The organism is Hydrogenimonas cancrithermarum (assembly GCF_030296055.1).
Lineage (GTDB): Bacteria > Campylobacterota > Campylobacteria > Campylobacterales > Hydrogenimonadaceae > Hydrogenimonas > Hydrogenimonas cancrithermarum.
This window is the reverse complement of record NZ_AP027370.1, coordinates 289575-307596: the sequence shown is the minus strand read 5'-3', so window position 1 is coordinate 307596 and position 18022 is coordinate 289575. Positions and strand designations below refer to the sequence as shown.

The 18022-nt window shown below is 51.8% G+C and carries 16 protein-coding genes; 7 read left to right on the top strand and 9 right to left on the bottom strand.

Annotation, left to right across the window (positions count from 1 at the left end; genetic code table 11):
• Positions 1-3 precede the first annotated feature (3 nt).
• Positions 4-1746: a GspE/PulE family protein gene (locus QUD54_RS01520; protein ID WP_286337201.1), complete on the top strand. Its 1743-nt coding sequence runs from the start codon at positions 4-6 to the stop codon at positions 1744-1746.
• Entirely contained in the window at positions 1743-2987 is a 1245-nt protein-coding gene (locus QUD54_RS01515) for a type II secretion system F family protein (protein WP_286337200.1), read from the top strand. Before QUD54_RS01520 ends, QUD54_RS01515 begins: the two co-directional genes overlap by 4 nt.
• 5 nt (positions 2988-2992) lie before the next feature.
• Here QUD54_RS01515 and QUD54_RS01510 read toward each other — a convergent pair whose 3' ends face one another.
• Complete coding sequence (locus QUD54_RS01510) at positions 2993-5050, bottom strand: ATP-dependent helicase (RefSeq protein ID WP_286337199.1); 2058 nt, start codon at positions 5048-5050, stop codon at positions 2993-2995.
• Positions 5051-5226: 176 nt separating this feature from the next.
• Between QUD54_RS01510 and QUD54_RS01505 the strand changes: the two genes are divergently transcribed.
• The gene (locus QUD54_RS01505) at positions 5227-7857 is read left to right on the top strand and encodes a valine--tRNA ligase (RefSeq protein ID WP_286337198.1); all 2631 of its coding nucleotides are present in this window, start codon (positions 5227-5229) and stop codon (positions 7855-7857) included.
• Between the two features lie 54 nt (positions 7858-7911).
• On the opposite strand, the gene QUD54_RS01500 is transcribed toward QUD54_RS01505, so the two are convergent.
• Entirely contained in the window at positions 7912-8127 is a 216-nt protein-coding gene (locus QUD54_RS01500; RefSeq protein WP_286337197.1) for a hypothetical protein, read from the bottom strand.
• A gap of 136 nt (positions 8128-8263) precedes the next feature.
• Between QUD54_RS01500 and ppk2 the strand changes: the two genes are divergently transcribed.
• Together ppk2 and QUD54_RS01490 are read left to right on the top strand one after the other, a co-directional pair.
• Complete coding sequence (gene ppk2 / locus QUD54_RS01495) at positions 8264-9103, top strand: polyphosphate kinase 2 (protein WP_406600579.1); 840 nt, start codon at positions 8264-8266, stop codon at positions 9101-9103.
• Positions 9104-9187: 84 nt separating this feature from the next.
• Positions 9188-9835 carry a hypothetical protein gene (locus QUD54_RS01490; protein ID WP_286337195.1) on the top strand — a complete coding sequence of 216 codons (648 nt, stop codon included), beginning with the start codon at positions 9188-9190 and terminating at the stop codon, positions 9833-9835.
• 404 nt (positions 9836-10239) lie between these two features.
• Here the strand turns inward: QUD54_RS01490 and QUD54_RS01485 are convergent, their stop codons facing one another.
• The 5 genes from QUD54_RS01485 to QUD54_RS01465 form a co-directional block, all read right to left on the bottom strand.
• Positions 10240-11496 (bottom strand): hypothetical protein, encoded by a 1257-nt coding sequence (locus tag QUD54_RS01485; protein WP_286337194.1) that lies wholly within the window; start codon positions 11494-11496, stop codon positions 10240-10242.
• A gap of 1 nt (position 11497) precedes the next feature.
• A complete protein-coding gene (locus QUD54_RS01480; RefSeq protein ID WP_286337193.1) occupies positions 11498-12307 on the bottom strand; it encodes a PP2C family serine/threonine-protein phosphatase in 810 nt (269 codons plus the stop codon).
• A 116-nt stretch (positions 12308-12423) separates the two neighbouring features.
• Positions 12424-13110: a DarT1-associated NADAR antitoxin family protein gene (locus QUD54_RS01475; RefSeq protein ID WP_286337192.1), complete on the bottom strand. Its 687-nt coding sequence runs from the start codon at positions 13108-13110 to the stop codon at positions 12424-12426.
• On the bottom strand, positions 13107-13691 hold the full coding sequence (locus QUD54_RS01470; RefSeq protein WP_286337191.1) for a DarT ssDNA thymidine ADP-ribosyltransferase family protein: 585 nt from the start codon (positions 13689-13691) through the stop codon (positions 13107-13109). Before QUD54_RS01470 ends, QUD54_RS01475 begins: the two co-directional genes overlap by 4 nt.
• 178 nt (positions 13692-13869) lie before the next feature.
• Positions 13870-15225 carry a TM1812 family CRISPR-associated protein gene (locus QUD54_RS01465; protein WP_286337190.1) on the bottom strand — a complete coding sequence of 452 codons (1356 nt, stop codon included), beginning with the start codon at positions 15223-15225 and terminating at the stop codon, positions 13870-13872.
• 52 nt (positions 15226-15277) lie between these two features.
• On the opposite strand from QUD54_RS01465, the gene csx20 reads away from it, so the two are divergent.
• Both csx20 and QUD54_RS01455 read left to right on the top strand, forming a co-directional pair.
• A complete protein-coding gene (csx20, locus tag QUD54_RS01460; protein ID WP_286337189.1) occupies positions 15278-15688 on the top strand; it encodes a CRISPR-associated protein Csx20 in 411 nt (136 codons plus the stop codon).
• A 13-nt stretch (positions 15689-15701) separates the two neighbouring features.
• Positions 15702-16721, top strand: a complete 1020-nt coding sequence (locus QUD54_RS01455; protein WP_286337188.1) for a helix-turn-helix transcriptional regulator — start codon at positions 15702-15704, stop codon at positions 16719-16721.
• 9 nt (positions 16722-16730) lie between these two features.
• Here QUD54_RS01455 and QUD54_RS01450 read toward each other — a convergent pair whose 3' ends face one another.
• Together QUD54_RS01450 and QUD54_RS01445 are read right to left on the bottom strand one after the other, a co-directional pair.
• Positions 16731-17084 carry a hypothetical protein gene (locus QUD54_RS01450; protein WP_286337187.1) on the bottom strand — a complete coding sequence of 118 codons (354 nt, stop codon included), beginning with the start codon at positions 17082-17084 and terminating at the stop codon, positions 16731-16733.
• 128 nt (positions 17085-17212) lie between these two features.
• Positions 17213-17902 (bottom strand): vWA domain-containing protein, encoded by a 690-nt coding sequence (locus QUD54_RS01445; RefSeq protein WP_286337186.1) that lies wholly within the window; start codon positions 17900-17902, stop codon positions 17213-17215.
• Positions 17903-18022: the final 120 nt, after the last annotated feature.

Genomic DNA, 18022 nt, shown 5'->3' with positions numbered 1-18022 from the left:
CGTATGGGCAAGATAATCGAATTATTGATCGCGTCGGGTCTGGTGACGAAAGAGCAGATCGCGGATCTGCTGCGAAGCAAAAAAGAGAAAAAGATCACACTCAAAGCTCTGATCGACCATAAAATCGTTCAACCCAACCAGGCATATCGGCTGATTGCGGATGAAGTGAGAAAAGGCAACCTTACGCTCGAGATGCTTGAACAAGAAGGCAGCGCCATCAATATCGATATGGTTCTCAAGCATCTTGCCGAATTGATGAAGATGGAGTATGTGAACCTCGACGAAGTCGATATCGACCTGCGTCTCATTTCGAAGCTTCCGATGCAGAAACTCGAAAAGATCGGCGCCCTTCCGATTAAAGAGTCCGATCTGAATGTCATCGTCGTTTTCAAAGATCCTTTCGACTTCAGCGCCCAGGAGACGATTCAGCGGGTTTTTCCGAAGAAACCGGTTGTCGCAGCGATTGCACGGCCGAGCCAGATCGACTATCATCTCAATCGTCTCGAGATGTCGGAGAGTATCAAAGGTCTTATCAACGAGATCAGAGAAGAGATTTCCGAAAGCGCATCTGCCACGGAAGCGAGCGAGTCCTCTGCGATTTTGAAGCTTATCGAAGTGATTCTCAAATCCGCGATCATCGCCCGTGCGAGCGACATTCATATCGAACCGACCGAAAACAGTTGTATTGTACGAAGCCGTATCGACGGGATGCTCACCGAAAGTTTCCGTTTCGATAAAGATATCTATCCACCACTCTCTTCACGTCTCAAACTTCTCTCCAACCTCGATATAGCGGAGAGGCGGAAGCCTCAAGACGGCCGTTTTTCGGCAACCATTATGAGCAGGGAGTTCGATTTTCGTGTTTCGACGCTTCCGATCATGAACGGTGAATCGATCGTCATGCGTATTTTGGACAAATCGAAAGTGATGATCCGGCTCGAAGATGCGGGTATGAGTTCACATAATTTCAATATATTCAACGATGCCTTGAAGGTTCCTTACGGTATCGTGCTCGTTACGGGACCGACGGGAAGCGGTAAAACCACGACACTCTATGGTGCACTCAACAACCTCAAAAGTGTCGACAAAAAACTGATCACCGTCGAGGATCCGGTCGAATACCAGATGAACCTGGTACAACAGGTACAGGTCAACGCCAAAGTCGGGCTCACATTCGCCAGTGCGTTGCGATCGATTTTGCGTCAGGATCCGGATATCATCATGATCGGTGAGATTCGTGACCAGGAGACACTTCGCATCGCGGTCCAGGCAGCGCTGACAGGGCACCTCGTCCTTTCGACACTGCATACAAACGATGCGATCAGTGCGATAACCCGTATGGCCGATATGGGGATCGAGCCCTATCTTATCAGCGGTTCGTTGATCGCGATCGAAGCGCAGCGTCTGGTAAGAAAAATCTGCCCCTACTGTAAAAAAGCGGTTGAAATTCCCGATCATATCATTAACGAATTGCATGAATATATTCCCGAGACATACCAGTTTTACAAAGGAACGGGCTGCAAGGAGTGTCAGGGTACCGGTTACAGAGGCCGTGAAATGATCAGCGAGGTACTTCGTGTCAACGAAACGCTTACGAGCATGATCGCAAGGGAAGCATCCAAAGCCGAGCTGACCCAGGAAGCGTTCAAGCAGGGTTTTGTCACGATGATCCAGGATGGTGTCAACAAGGCGATTGAAGGCAAGACGACAATCGAAGAAGTACTCAGAGTTGCGAGGTTATCATGAAATATTATCAAGTTACACTATTGGTGCGGGGGAACCGGCGAAATATCATTCTCAAGGCCAACGACAGGGCCGATGCGATCAGCAAGGCAAAGAAAGATTATCAGGGAACGCTTATCCGCATCAAAGAGATCTCCGCTCCGATCGACGCGACCATCAAAGAGTTCTTCTCGCAATTCAGGACGACCGTCGCCAACAAAAAGGTACAGCCGAAAAATCTCATCGCCGCGATTCGCCAGCTGGCTGTCATGACCAATGCCGGCATTTCCGTCCACGATGCGCTCAATGAAATTGCCGGTGCGACAAACGACGCGAAGCTCAAAGAGATTCTGACGCAGGCATCTGAAAACATCAACTCCGGACTGAGCCTTTCGGAGACATTCAAACGATACAGATACGATGTCGGAGGAATTACACTCGCCATGATCGAACTGGGTGAGCAGACCGGTAACATGGCCGACGCTCTTGCAAGCCTGGCCGACATTCTCGAAGAGATTCAGGAAAATGTCCAGAAATTCAAAAAAGCGATGCGCTATCCGATGATTACGATGGGCGCGATGGCGATCGCATTTACCATCCTCATCATGGTGGTCGTCCCCAAGTTCAAAGCGATTTTTGAAAAATTTCATGCAGAACTTCCGCTTCCGACCAAGATCCTGCTGGGCATCGAACATGTCATGAGCAATTACGGTCTGATTGTCTTGGTCGGACTGGTCTTTTTCATCATGCTCATTCTATATCTGTATAGGAACAACGAAAACTTCAAGTACAAAGCCGACAAGCTCATGCTGAAGACCTATTTGATCAAAGATATTATCTTTTTCGCGACACTCAACCGTTTTTCGATCGTCTTTACCGAACTGGTACATGCGGGAATCCCGATCGCCGACGCGCTCGATACCGCTACGAGTATGATCGATAACGCCGTGTTGAAAGAGAAGCTTGAAGCGGTTAAGGTCTCAGTATCAAGGGGTGTCAGTCTAACCGAAGCTTTCAAAGATACGGGAGTTTTCGAAAATATGATCATCCAGATGATCTCTGCCGGCGAGAGCAGCGGACAGCTCGACAGTATGATGCGCAAAGTCACCGACTATTACCGCATGCGCTTCAACTACATTCTGGACAATATGTCCTCTTATATCGAACCGATTATGCTGGCGATTATCGCCGGACTGGTTCTGCTGCTTGCACTTGGAATCTTCCTGCCGATGTGGGATATGGCACGTGCCGTCAAGGCGCATTAAGCCGGTTAGCAGAGCGTTTTGAGTTTTTCGTAAGTCTGGTCTTTTTTCAAAAGAGCGGCTTCATAGAGAAACTGTGATGGAAAGAAGGTGATATCTTTAAAACTGTCATACTTCGCATAGGAAAGATAGAGAAGATTTTTCGCCCGAGTGACGGCCACGTAAAAGAGGCGTCTCTCCTCCTCTATGAGGCCTGCCTGGCTGGCGAGCTTCCGATTTGGAAAGCGGCCGTCCATCAGGTCGATGACATAGACCTCGTCGAACTCCAGCCCCTTGCTCGCATGCACCGTCAGTAGGTTGACTCCCTCCCCTTCGCTCAGCTCCCCGCCACCCAGCACCATTGCGTTGATGAACTTTTCGAGCGTGTTGTAAGCGCTGGCAAGCTGTATTAGAAGCACCCCTTTGCGCTTGATCCTCTCCATCGCCTCCTCTTTTTTCAATTCGTCGACCTCGCCGTTTTTAAGTGTAGCACGCTTGATCGCCAGCTGCTCGATGATATAACCGTAGGTAGTGGACGATAGGATCGAGCGGACGATCGCCTGCGGCTGCTTCTTCTGTTTCAGTGATGCGGCCAGTTTGAAGAAGTCGTGAATGAAACGGACGCCGTCGGAATTCAGTGCCGGATGCTTCAAAATGGGATGCGCTATGAACTGCTCGTCGAACCCAAGATGTGCAAAACGCGAAACCGAACCGATCTGCGTCGGATGGTCGAAAAGCCCCAATTGATAGTTGGTGGTACGCGCCTTGAAAGGGTTGGTCATCGCTTTTGGGCGGAAGATCCCTTGAAGCATACTCCCCTCCCCCAGTGCCACCAGACCCTCGAAGAGCTCTTTCGCCGTAGCGCTGCCGATTCCCTTGGCATACTCGAAGATGTGGATGAAAGCCATCATATCTTTGGGGTTCGCCATCAGCGTCGCGATATCGAGTGCGGCTTTGACCTCTTTGGCGTCGAAGAAGCTGCGTCCTCCTTTTCGCTTGCAAGGGATATTCTGTTCTCTGAGCATTGCTTCGATCCCGTCGGCCGAGGCGTTGTTGCGGAAGATAACGGCGATCTGAGGGTGCGGCGTTGTGCTTCGGCGGATCATCTGTGCGATCGTCTCGTACTGCTGCAGCAGGTTGTCGAAAATAAGGAGTTTTGGCATCTGTCTGCTTCCCTGCCGTACGACTTCGAGCTGTTTGGGGTAGATGCGTTCATTGTACTCGATGACCCGGTTGGCAAGCGAGAGGATAGGGGCGGTGGAACGGTAGTTTTTGGTCAGTGTAAAAACCCGCGCGTCGAGGAATTTTTTGGTAAAACTTCCGATGATATGGATGTTGGCGCCGTTGAAAGCGTAGATACTTTGGTCGTAGTCGCCCACGCAAAAGAGCGAAGGGGGATCCATCGCGTCGATCAACGAGCCCTGCAGCTCGTTGGTATCCTGATACTCGTCGATCAACACCTCTTTGAAAGGAAGTTTCGTCCGTTTCGCCTCATCGCGCATCAAAATCAGCAAGTCGTTGAAGTTGACGAATCCAAACTCCTTTTTGGTCTCTTCGAACTCCCGGACGATGTCGAGATAGATGTCGATGAAAGGCTCCTGCCCTTCGTGCCGCTTTGGAAGCCACTCAGAAAAATCTTCCAGCGTCGCGTTTTGATAGAGTGAGTATACATCGTGCAGAAAGTTGGCCGAAAGCGGCTGTGCCTCGGCACCGATATGGTGAAACTGACGTTTTTCGTAGATGCTGCGAAAAAGGGTCTTCAGCTCACCCGGCTGCTTGAGGATGATGGGACGCTTCAATTTCTTGAGCCAGCGATAGCTGACCGCATGAAATGTCCCCGCTTCGATTCGTTTGGCAACGTCTCGGCTGAAGTACCCGGCCACCCGCTCAACCATTTCCGCCGCCGCTTTGTTGGTGAATGTCAGCAGCAAAATCTCTTCCGGGTTTACGCCTTGTGAGAGCAGGTAGCCGATACGTCCGACGATCGTTGACGTTTTACCGGTACCGGCGGAAGCGATGATGAGGTTGTGGCCAAACGGCGCTTTGGCCGCCTGAAGCTGTTCGGGATTGAGACGCGATAACGGCATTACAGGATAATTTTGAATTTTGAATTTTGAACTTTGAATAAATTGACGTCTATGTTGAATATCGTGTAGTAAAGTCGCTTCATTTTCATACGGATTCCATATCTCTCGATTTTAACCAGAATCTTACCCCTTCTTCGATATAATCGCGATTAATTTTGAAAACTTGAGGTCAATCGATGAGCGAGAAAAAAGGGTACAACCCCCACGAATTCGAAGAGAAATTTTACAAAATCTGGGAAGAACGCGGCTATTTCGAACCGGACGGCAACGAAGCCATTCAAAAGGAGGGCAAAAACTTTTGCATCATGATGCCCCCGCCGAACGTCACCGGAAGCCTGCATATCGGCCATGCGTTGACTTTTACGCTACAGGACATCATGGTTCGCTACAAGCGGATGGACGGTTTCAAAACCCTCTGGCAACCGGGGACCGACCATGCCGGCATCGCGACGCAGAATGTCGTCGAAAAGCAGCTGCTTGCAGAAGGCAAGACCAAAGAGGAGCTGGGGCGCGAAGCGTTTCTGGAGCGTGTCTGGAAGTGGAAAGAGCACAGCGGCGGAATGATCGTCCACCAGATGCGAAAACTCGGCGTCTCCCCGGCCTGGAGCCGCGAACGCTTCACGATGGACGAGGGGCTTAAAAACGCCGTCAAGAAAGCTTTCGTGCAGCTCTACGATGAAGGCCTTATCGTCAAGGGCAACTACATGGTCAACTGGTGTACCCATGACGGTGCACTCAGCGACATCGAAGTGGAGTATGAAGAGCACAACGGCAAGCTCTACCACATCCGCTATCCGCTCGCGGATGAAGAGGGGTACGTCGTCGTTGCGACGACGCGTCCGGAGACCTATTTCGGCGATACCGCCGTCATGGTCCACCCCGATGACGAACGCTACAAGCATCTCATCGGCAAGAAAGTGCGCCTGCCGCTGATCGACCGTGAGATTTCCGTCATCGCCGACGAGCATGTCGATATGGAGTTCGGTACCGGTGTGGTCAAGGTCACCCCGGCCCACGACCCCAACGACTACGAAGTGGGCAAGCGCCACAACCTCGACTTCATCACAGTCTTCGACGAAAAGGGGATTTTGAACAAATTCGCCGGCGAATTCGAAGGACACGAGCGTCTCGATGCACGCGAGAAGATCGTTGCACGTCTGGACGAAGAGGGATTTATCGAGAAGATTGAAGAGCACACCCACCAGGTCGGCCACTGCTACCGCTGCCACAATGTCGTCGAACCCTACATCTCCAAGCAGTGGTTTGTCAAAAAAGAGATCGCCACGCGTGCCATCGAGAAAGTCAATGCCGGCGAAGCGAAATTCTTCCCATCGCACTGGATCAACAGCTACAACGCTTGGATGAACGATCTGCGCGACTGGTGTATCAGCCGCCAGCTCTGGTGGGGCCACCGCATCCCTGTTTTCTATTGCGACGACTGCGGCCACGAATGGGCGACCCACGAAGAGAACCCCGATAAGTGCCCAAAATGCGGCAGTACCCACATCAAGCAGGATCCGGATGTCCTCGATACCTGGTTCAGCTCGGCACTCTGGCCTTTCTCGACGCTCGGATGGGGCAACGGCGAAGCTCTCAAGAACGTCAAATGGTTCGAAGGCGACCTGAAAAGTTTCTACCCCAACGACCTGCTGATTACGGGATTCGACATCCTCTTCTTCTGGGTCGCACGTATGATCATGATGGGTGAACACTTCATGGGCGAACTTCCGTTTAGAGACATCTACCTCCATGCCCTCGTGCGCGACGAGCACGGCAACAAAATGTCCAAATCGCGCGGCAACGTCATCGACCCGCTCGACACGATCGAGCAGTATAGCGCCGACGCGCTGCGCTTCACGCTTGCGGTACTGGCCGTGCAGGGGCGCGATATCAAACTCAGCAACGACAAACTGGAGCTGAGCCGCAACTTCACCAACAAGCTCTACAATGCGGCGAAGTACCTGCAGATGAATGTCGAAACCTTCGACAACCTCGAAAATATCGAGGTCAAAACGCCGCTGGGCCGCTACATGCTCTCACGCTTCGCGCTGGCCGCTGAAGAGACGCGCAGCTTCATCGACCAGTACCGCTTCAACGATGCGGCGACGACGCTATACCGCTTCCTCTGGGGTGAGTTCTGCGACTGGGGCATCGAGCTGAGCAAAGCGAGCAAGGAGAGTGTCGCCGAGCTTGGTGCCATCTTCAAAGAGGCGATGAAACTGCTGCACCCCTTTATGCCGTTCATCACCGAATATCTGTGGCATCAGCTTTCGGGGACTACCATCGAAAACGACGGTTCCATCATGGTGCAGCCCTATCCCGCCGGCCTGCCGCGCGACGAGTCGATCGAGAACGAATTTTCGCTCATTACCGAAGCGATTGTCTCGATCCGCCGTGCCAAAGCGACGGTCGATATGCCGGGCAAAAAGATCGAGATCGCTTACATCAAGCCCGACACCCCGATGGATGCCGAACTGGCATCTCCTTTCATCAAACTGTTGGCAAAAACGGAAAATGTGGAATTTGTCGAAAACAAAGTGGAAAACGCCATCACCGATGTAAGCGACCATATGGAGGTCTACCTGCCGCTGACGGGCATCGATCTGAAGCCGATTCTCGAACGCCTCGAAAAGCAGCAGGCGAAGCTGACAAAAGAGGTGGTCAAACTCTCGAGCATGCTCAATAACGAGAAGTTCGTTGCAAATGCACCGGCGCACGTCGTCGAAGAGAACAAAAAGGCGCTCGAAGAGGCACAGGGAAAACTTAAAAAAGTCGAGGCCGAATTGCTTCAGCTTACACAGATTTAGAATGGATAGAGGATGGGTGCAAGCCCATCCGGAAACTTCTCACTCCCCTACTTCTCACTTTCCGGTTTTCGCTTTATCCATCTCCTCTTGATGTACCCGGTCGACCAGATCGAGCGCATCGATCGTGTTTCGAATGATCTGTTTCTTGCTTGTGAGCGGTTTCATCGCCAGGTTTTTGGTCCGTTTATCGGTACTTGGATTGCCGATGATCTTCATGGCTTCAGCTTCCAGCTCTTTTATATAATCGTTCAGACACGCTTTAATATTCACTTTTTTCCCCTCTTTTTATTGTATCCATCATCTCACCTCTCATTGAGTGGTAAAATGATACAATAAAAAAAAGAAGAAGGATGTGATCTTGGGCAAAGAAGAGAAGAGCCTCGTAGAGTTGAAAACGCTTGGAGATATCGAAGTCTGCAGCAATTCCGATCCCCTGCCGGTCTTGCTGAAAAAGAAGAAAGCGATTCGGAAATTTCTGGAAGCCGAAGAGCTCAAACCCTATCAGGCGGAGCTGATCAAACTGCAAAAACATCTCGAGATCAACAAGCTGAAGATGATCATCCTCTTCGAAGGACGCGATGCTGCAGGAAAAGGGGGAACGATCCGCCGTGTCACACGCTACATGAACGAAAAGCACTATCGCGTCGTGGCGCTCGGTAAGCCGACCGAAGAGCAGCGCACCCAGTGGTACTTTCAGCGCTATGTCGAACAGTTTCCCCGCGGCGGCGAGATCGTTCTCTTCGACCGCAGCTGGTACAACCGCGCCATGGTCGAGCCGGTTTTCGGTTTCTGCACGCCCGAAGAGTACCACACCTTCATCGAAGATACACCGAGCTTTGAAAAAGCGCTCGTTCGAAACGGCATCATTCTCATCAAACTCTACTTCAGCGTTACCAAAGAGGAGCAGCGCCGCCGCTTCGAGCGCCGCAAAACCGATCCTCTTCGCCAGTGGAAACTGAGTGAAGTCGACCTGCAGGCGCAGGAGCGTTGGGACGACTTTACCAATATGAAGTATGAGATGCTCAAGCATACCCATACGACCATCGCACCCTGGACCATCATCCGTTCCGACAACAAACACCTCGCCCGCCTCAACGTGATGCGTGTCATCCTCAACTCCATCCACTACGAAGGGCGTGACGAGATGCTCGACTACGTTCCCGACAGCAATATCGTCGTTTCCGGGGCCAGAGAGATCGAACTGATGGAAGCGCAGCGTTTGCGAAGCGGTAAATTCATCGGTTAAGTTAAAACGAAAAACTAAAGATGAAACGTTAGGCAAGATGGTCGAAAGGGTTGATATGATGATGCGAAAAAACGGAGTCAATGTATGAAATTCTACAACCTTTTAAACTACAAAATCGAGACCGAGAAACCCACTTTTTTGAATGCGATCAACGCCCAAAAGCCGATGGCTATCACCCTTGACGGAAAAATTGTCGAAGGTGAAAAGGAGAGTCTGCCGATACAGCCTTACATCTTTGTCGGAAAGCCGAAGTCGCTTGTGGGTTCGGGGTTGACGAAGCCGACGCCGCTGGCCAAGATCCTAGGTGACAACTACGAAGTGAAGGATGAAGGTGACAAAATATCCATCTATGCCGGACGTGCCTGGCAGGAGGTGCTGATGGCGAACGAACCCTTCTACCTCTACCAGGATACCACGAGCGACGGCATCACCGAGTTTACCGACGACAAACTCGACGATCTTATCTGGTACAGCTGTGAGTTCGGTATCAACTACCGTGAAGTGGCGGAGTTTTTGGAAAAGAGCGTCGACGGTACGGTCGTCTGCATCGAAAACGAAAACCCCTACCACTTCAACGGCTGCACCTATGTCGATAGTCTCGAAGATGCGAGAGCCAAAGCGTTCGATTTCATCAAAGAGACGCTGAAACAACGGATCGAAAGCGGCGAGATCGATCTCGAAGATCTCGAAGAGGACGAAGAAGAGGCGCTTAGGTTTTTCAAACTCCTCTAACCGATCGTAGCGGACAAAGATTTGGGATTCAAGTGTGAGAGTCTCCCCCGTTTTGCCGTAACAAGACCGTCACTTTGACGGCCAGGGACATACCTCTCGGTCTGTGAAAGTGGCACGCGATCTCCTCAACCGAAGCTTCGATTTTAATGAAGTCGAATTCTTCTCTTCCATAAGGGCAGACCACCTTCCGTCCCCTGAGACTTTACGTGGGATGGTGGCAATTACCTGACTATCGTATATTCTGTTCACTTCGAAATTCTTCATATTAAAACGTAATTATATTATGCGGTTTTTTTGATGGCTATTGTAGAGCAAATTGAAATTTGCGAATTTAATCCTTTTGAAATCGGATTTTGTCGTAATTAGTATTTTTTGGTTATTAAATATCCCTTATTTTAAGGCTTTTAGCGTATTTCCTTGTAGTGTGTCGATTTCGCATTGAATCGTGCCTGTTTGACAGCATCCGAAACTTTTTTGCCGTTTTTTCGGGTCATTATCGTCGCCTGTATTTTCTGTCGGCATAAAGAGCATACAGGTGCTTTCCCTTGGATAGTCAATTTTTTTAGAAATCCTCTGTCGATCAGAAAGCTTCGTCCGCAATCCCTGCATCGTACCGGCTCGGCATCCCTGGAACGAAACGAAAGGGGTACGATCTCTTGTGTAAAATAACCCATCTCGATAAAACTGGCGTATTGGATCAATATGGAGCGCCACTCCTGCAGATCGATTCGTTCCTCGTCCCTGAACACCCGTTCGAACGTCTCTTTCAGCCTTCTTGGAAAATGGCTCCAGACAAATCCCCAAATACCGGCCGGTACATCGTCTAGCCTTCCCATGGAACGGTAGGGAAAGAGGTGCTTTTTTATATTATCCGATGGATTCCCTCCTCCCTTGCGCGAATAAGGATGCTTTCCAAGCATCAAAATCATGAAGATCATGATGGCGATGGAAAAATATTCGTCCTCTCTTGAGCGCAGTGTCGTTTTGAAATCACGGTTTTGCAGTGAAGGAGGCGTAAAGATATCGGTACCGACCGGACAGGGGAGTTCGTCGACCTGGAACGAGTCGGTGTCCACGAGCCATCCTTTTTTCGGACGGGCCGGGTCGACCATGATGTTGAGCGGATTGACATCGCCTATCAGCATCCCTCTACTATGAAGAAACTCTGCCTGGCGGAGGAAGTGGATGCAGAAGATCACCAGCGTCAACCGATTTGCATCCGGAAAACGGCGTTCGATACGCTGCCTCGAGAAATAGGCGTTTTTCAGGGCGATCCCATCGACTTTGGGCATCAGGTACCCGACGAACCCACCCTCTTTGTCCACGAGAATCTCGAGCGGCATGGCGATATGGCACTGTTTGATCTCCTCGATCGTAATTCTCTTCGACAGGATTCTCTCGAGCTTTTTCAAACGGGCATCGGTCCGCTGGCTGGGAGCGTAGATTTTCGCGACGACTTTTGGGTGGTCTTCGACCGCATAGACGCTGCCCTCTCCGCCTTCGCCAAGCTTCTTTTCCAGCTCGACGGGCGTTTTTGACCTTTGGGTGTAATACCGAACAGACGCCGAGACGAGTTTTTCAGGCGCCACACTTGCGTCGCATTCCGCACCGGCCCGCAAGTCGGATACGCTCTCTTCGAACAGGCTCGCGAAAAATCCCATGTCAATCCTTTCGTTGGAAAATCACGATCGAGCAGTCGTCGTCGCTCTTCATGGCGATCGCCCGCTCGATACTGCGGCGCAACACCGTCGAACACGCCTTTTCGCCAAATATCCTTTGGCATGCGAAAAAACCGGCGACCGAAGAAGAGACCGCACCGTCGCTTTTGCGATAGAGCGAATGGGATACCCCATCGCTCATTAATATCACACCGTGGATATCTTTTTTCACGAGGACACGCATGGTACTGTGCGCATCGGCGTCGGTATAGAAGCGGGTAGTGTTGGCGAACTCCCCATTGTCCGGATGTGTCAGCGTTCGCACCTTTCCCGTCCCGTCGGTCGCGGCGATCACGCCGTCGCCGATATGCGCGATCACCCAATACCCGGAAGCGACATGATGGGCACACACCAACAGCGTCGAAGCGAAATCGCCTATATCGACGATATCAAGGGCTGGCAGATAGCGCATCGCCACGGCAAGACGCAATCTCACAGGTAGGGCCGACAGACTTTGCGAAACCTGTAAACCGTCAAGATTTCCGGGATTTCCCAGCATCGAAGGAAGGATACGGCACGCCTTTTCGGTGACGATTTTCGCACCCTCTGAAGAGAGCATGCACGAACCTGCGCCATCGGCCAACGCGACGACATGCCATCCTCCGGATCTGCGCCAGAAAAATCGGTCGTCGCATTTCGTATGGCTCCGTCCCCGCACTCTGGCGGCACTGATCATGGTTGCGGCCTCGCCCGTATCCTCGCATTTTTTTGCGATTATGCGCTCGGAGGTATTCTGGTCGCGGCGCTTGCTCATGGCGGCTCCTTGCGGTTGGATTTCTTTCATTGTAGAGGATTTAACGGTCAGTTCGTGTCATTTTCGTTCCGTTCGCCTGTCACTGTGACAAAAGGATGTGTCCCTCGACACAAGCATCAAAGCAACCGCCCCTTCTCTCTCGGAGCGTGCCCCCTCGTCATTTCGAGAAAGGATTCCTTTCCCGACAGCGCCTCTACGATCACCCCGAGACTCACAAGTGAAACGAACAGCGCCGCAGATGCGGCCTGGCAGTTGATCGATTTTTTCGGGTTGAATTCGATATCGGTGAACGCTTCGTACGCCATTACTGCCTCGGCGAGCTTTGGATTTCGTACCAGGGCGTTCAGATAGACCCAGTCGTAAAAGGCTGTTCTGGGCTCGAGATCCCACCGTTCTCCTTTTCGAAGAAAATATAGAAGGTTTCCGGAGTCGTAGAGCTTTTCATATTTTTTCGCCTGCCTGGCGCTCATGCCGTATATCTCGGTATAGGGACCGCCGCGTTCGAAAACTTTACTGCCCTGAAAAATCGACTCCACGCTGACGCTTGCGCCGTTTCCGGCATCGACGGAGAGGTTGAAAGCGCTCATCGCCGCGCCCAGATGATTTTCCGATTTGCTGGAAATCTCCAGAATCCGCCCGTTCGGAACTCCGTACAGCTGCGCCGCTGCCTCGTGAAGCGATGCGATACAGAGGCGCTTTCGCTTCACGTTCATCCCAGCGAACCATTCAAACTCGACATCCACGACTTTCACCGGCATGTCGGGATCTTTCGTCGCGATAAATAGGGGGCGTCTGGCCATCATTTTCCTCCTGTAACGGCATCGAAATTCATGATCATCTCCAATGGTACGAACTCTTTGACGAGCACTTCCGCCTGAACGACCCTTTTTTGATGGTCGTTCAGATCGGCCAGCCCTATGTCTTTGGCCAGCAGCCCCAAGGGAATCTTGGAAACGATATCGCACGCTTCGCCGATCAGCGCAAAATTGTCCGTGGCGTTGAGGGTAGAAACGAGTGTTTGCGGCCGGTCGATGACGTTCGCATCGATTTCGAGCCAAACGAAAGTCCCCTCTCCGTGCCGATAGACCGATTTCCAATACATGGGCAGGTTCGTGACGAAACTGAGCCTCACGTAATCGTCCAGGTTTTTTGCCCTGTCCAGATTGCGCGAAAGGGTGTCCGACGCGTATCGTACATCGACCGATCGGTTTTCGAGTTTCGCATGCGAAAGCAGGCCTCCGGACCGTAGAATGGAAGGGAGGTTGCCGACATGCGTAAAATGGTAGAGGCGGTCGATGTCGTAGCGACGGAGCAAGTCGGAAGGTTTGCACGGCGAAATACGGCCCGCATGCATCATGCTTCTGTTGGTTGTTCTTCGCACCATCGCTCCTTTGGTTGAGATGGTGCAAGTTTAAATCATGATAATGTCAAAACATGTCAATCAGGAATGGGTTTTTGGTGGCTTACCGGGTGTTTCGACACCGATACGCTCGTTGTTGCCGCATTGTGAGAGTTGAGGGGAAAGGTTTGGGGTTTGAAAATATCCCCATCTCCAAAATGGATCAGGTCGAATATCGCCCCAGCGGATCTTCGACCTGGCACACCTTTTCATAACGGGTGAGGAGATCTCGAATATCCTTTTTCACTTCGTCCAGGCGTTTGTCGCTGTTGGCGTGGGCGAGGTTGTTGCGGGTCGTGTCGCAGTCGTAGAGGAAATCTCTGAGGGATTTCATGCGCCAATAGTGTTCGTTGACATACGATCGTGCACGATCGATGAAAGTTTCGGCAATCTTCGCGTCGGATGCGAGTTTTCCATTGTAGTACTTTTTGAAATTTCTCCCCAGCTTGACGATGTTCTTGGCCATGCTGGTCAGCTCATAGCGGTTGTAGATCTTTTCGTTGTCTCTGTTTTCTATGGCCCGCTCGAAGGTTTCGAGACTCTCTTTTACGGCGGGTTTTTTTCGAAATCCTTCGACACAGTAGGCGGCAGCCGCCTCGTCGAGCAGCGTCAGGGCGTTAAGCAGGTAGCCTTTGTCGAACATCAGATTGGCGAAAAAATACAATCTCTCGTCGGCGGGGTCGCTGGCATGGGAGAGGATCTCCTTCATGTGTGCCGAAATTTTCTCGAGATAGGGTACGAGCGGGTGGATCAGGTCCTTGGTCCGTTCGTGCCGCTTTACGAGTTCGAGTGTTTCGAGTATTCTACGAGTTACCGAATATTTTTCACCGTCACGCAAAAGGGCTTCGAACGAGTTGGCAAGCATATGCTCGCTAAAAACGGAGAGTTCGTTCAGAAGCGCCTGATACACCTCTTCGACCGTCCGCACGGAGATGGCGACCGTATAGTTTTTCGTGAAACTCGCCAAGGCGTAGGAGACATTGGCCAGCGTCAGGTATTCGCGTAAGTCGACGATGACGTAACGTTTGCCTGGTTCGAGCTCCTTGGCGAAGAGAATGTGACGGATGCGTCCGGGGTTTTTCACATTTTCGATGACCATGTCGACCATCATCAATGAGGGAAGATGGCGAAAACTGTGGCTTATGTCGACGACGAGCGCTTCGTCCTCCTCCAACACATCTCCCATTTTTCTGAAAATGGCATGATAGTCGTGAGCGTCTTCGAGTACCACTTTGTCGTAGCGCCTCTCGGCCAGATGCGGATATTTTTTCACCAAAAGATGCGCCTGCGCGGCATGGGAAGTTTCGGTCCCCACTGCGATCACCCGCGCCTTGGGGAAACGCTCCAACAAAAGAGGTAGCATATTGGCATACGACATCGGCTCCCCGGATGCACCAAGCGCATGGGTCAATGCCGGTGAAAAGCGGTAGGAAGCCGCCTTGAACGTTTCCGGTATGGCCATCTCCCCTTCCCCGTTTTGTTTGACCCCGATCATTCCCAAAAACGTCACGATAGTCATTGTTGAAGCCTTTTTGTCAGGATTTGTCAAAGTTGTACTATACTATTGTGCCATGAAACAGCTGAATGACGACAACTCGACAAGAACCATGTTCATCCTCATTTCCCACCCGATTACGGAAATACAGAAGACCGAAGCCAGAAAGCGATGGGGCGTAACGCGATTCGTAAATATCGTCGACGAGACATGGTCGCGGATCCCGCCGGAAACGGAATCGATACGAAATCTTCTCATGCCTTTGCGCACCCGTATCCTTGAAGAGGGGATGCCCGGCGACATTCTGTTCGTTCAGGGCGACTTCGGTGCCACCTGCGCGATGGCGCGATGGGCCTCTTCCCGGGGGCTCGTTCCCGTCTACGCGACGACGAAAAGGCGCGCGATCGAAAAGGTCGAGGGCGACCGCGTCACGACGACGCGCGTTTTCGAACATGTTCGCTTCAGAGTGTACGAAACCATCGAATAAAAAGGAGCAGATCGTGGGAAAGAGCAACGCCGTCCAAAAAAAGGTCGAAAATCTCTATGCTTTGATGGACAAACTGGCACGGGGAGAAGAGCTTTATCCGCAAAACGTCAGAATTCAGGAAGAGCTGGGAGTGGACGAGAGAACGCTCCGGCGCTATTTGGAGGAAGAGATATATCCCAAATATTCCCATATCGTCGTGACCGAAAAGAAAAAAGTCGACCGTGGCGGACGCCGGGTTACCGTCTATCGCGTCGCCGACAGGGAGAGAGATGTTTCCGAAATCTTCCGTTTCTTCATCGAATCCTCCGACGATCTTTCCTGGCTTTTGCAGCTGGTGCACGAAAACGACCCATCCCTGCTCAAAGGGTACGCCAAAGAGAGCAGACGGCACATGGAGTCGATTCTCAAAGACCAGGAAAGGGTGTTCCGTTTCGTCGGCTCCCCTTTCGAGAATCTGGACGACGTGCACCTGAAAGATATCTTTTCCAGGCTCAAAAATGCGGTGAAAAACCGGGAGTATCGAACCGTCGTCTACAAAAAGGGCGGCCGTTCCGAAACACTCGAAGATATCAAGTGCCTCAAGCTCTTCCACATGAGCGACAACTGGTACCTTGCCTGCGAAATGAACGACGGGTCGTTCCGTTTTCTGCGCCTGGCTTTCATCGAGGACATACAATATGCGAACAAAAAAAAGGTCGGATACCGTCGGCAGGTATTGGAAAAGTACGAGGACTTTTTCAAGAAAGTCCAAAATCCCATGACGCTTTTCGGTCCGTTCGAGCGGGCCGTGATCGTCGCGTCGCCCAGGGTCGCCTTCTATTTCGACGAGGGGATGAAACCTTTCTTTCCGACGCAGAGGTTCGTCGGAAAGCTTCCCGACGGGAGCGTGGAGTTCACCCTCGAGTACACCCAGCCGATGGAGATACTCCCTTTCGTCAAACGGTGGATGCCCGATCTGACGATACGTGAACCTGAAAGTCTGCGCGAGGCCCTGAAAAAAGATTTGGAAGAAGGGCTGAAGCGTCTTGCGTGAGGGGCGTATTTACTCGTTTCGGGGAGAGGCGTCCGGTTTTTCGCGAGAAGGTTTTCGCATCGCTTCGTACTTTTTGAAGCGTCTGTAAAGCTCTTTGTAAGTCTCGAAAGCGTCCGCTCTGCTTAAAATGTCGCTCGTCTCCTTGTTGTAGAGCAAGCCCTGAAAAGTCACGCCGATACGCCGCTTTTTGACGATGATTTCCGGATAGCGATCGTTGTCGGGATCGGGATACATCTTTTTTCGAAATGCGTTGATGAAGTCGTAAAAATCCCATGGTGAACACTTTCGCTCTTCCATCCGCCGTTCAATGGATTCGATTTTTCTTAAAATCTCTTCGGCCCAGCCCGGTCTGTCGGTGTTCATGGCTCAACTCCGCGAATCTTCGGTTCGGCGAATCCCGTGAATGCAGTCGTTTTCGTATCGGAGCGTCTCTCGAGAAAGCGGGCATTGCATATACGGACCGCCCCGCCTCCTCTCGATCAAGATCATAGTCACAGTTGCGCCCATGTCTCCAGCCCTTCGGGAAGCTGCACGCGCTCGCCCGGAATGGACTGCGACACTTTCGCCACCGATCGGCTCAACCATGCGAAAAACTCGCCGAACTTCAGCCCCTGCAGCCGCAGTGGCCTGCGCCCGCCTCCCAGTCTCGACAGCTCTTCCGTATCGGCATCGCCGATTGCGATGGGAAAAACCGTCAGATGCCGCCCTTCGACCAGTTCGACTATACGGTTTTCGGCACCGGATATGTCGTCGGTCGGCACACCATCGGTCATCAGCACCATCCATGGCTGGTAGTAGTCCACCCCGGCGTTACGGTACTCCTCTTTGCGCGCCTCCAGCAGATCGAGTGCCGTCTCGACCGCCTGGCCCATCGGCGTCATGCCGCCCGCCTTGAGAAGGGGAATCTTCTGGTTCTCGATCGAGCGGAAATCGAGCGGTGCGGAAACCGTGCCTCCGAATGTGACAATGGCGATTTCGGCACTGCTCCGTGCCACCTCGTCGCAGAGTATCGCTTCGAAGAAAGTCTCCACCCCTTTTTGCAGCTCGGCGATCGGCGCGCCCATCATCGACCCGCTTACATCCAGCACCAGCGCTACGGGCAGCCTAGGATCGGGGTTCTCGAAAAGCTCCTCCTGCGAGAGGACGAAGTCGTCGAGGCTCTGGTCGTATCGTGTGGACATGTGGGCTCCTTTCGGGAAAGATGATCACATTGTAAAGGGTACTGGGGTCAATTCATGTCAAATTGTGAGACGAATTGACGTACCCTTTTCCCATTGTTCAGAGAATGAGATTTTGGGGCC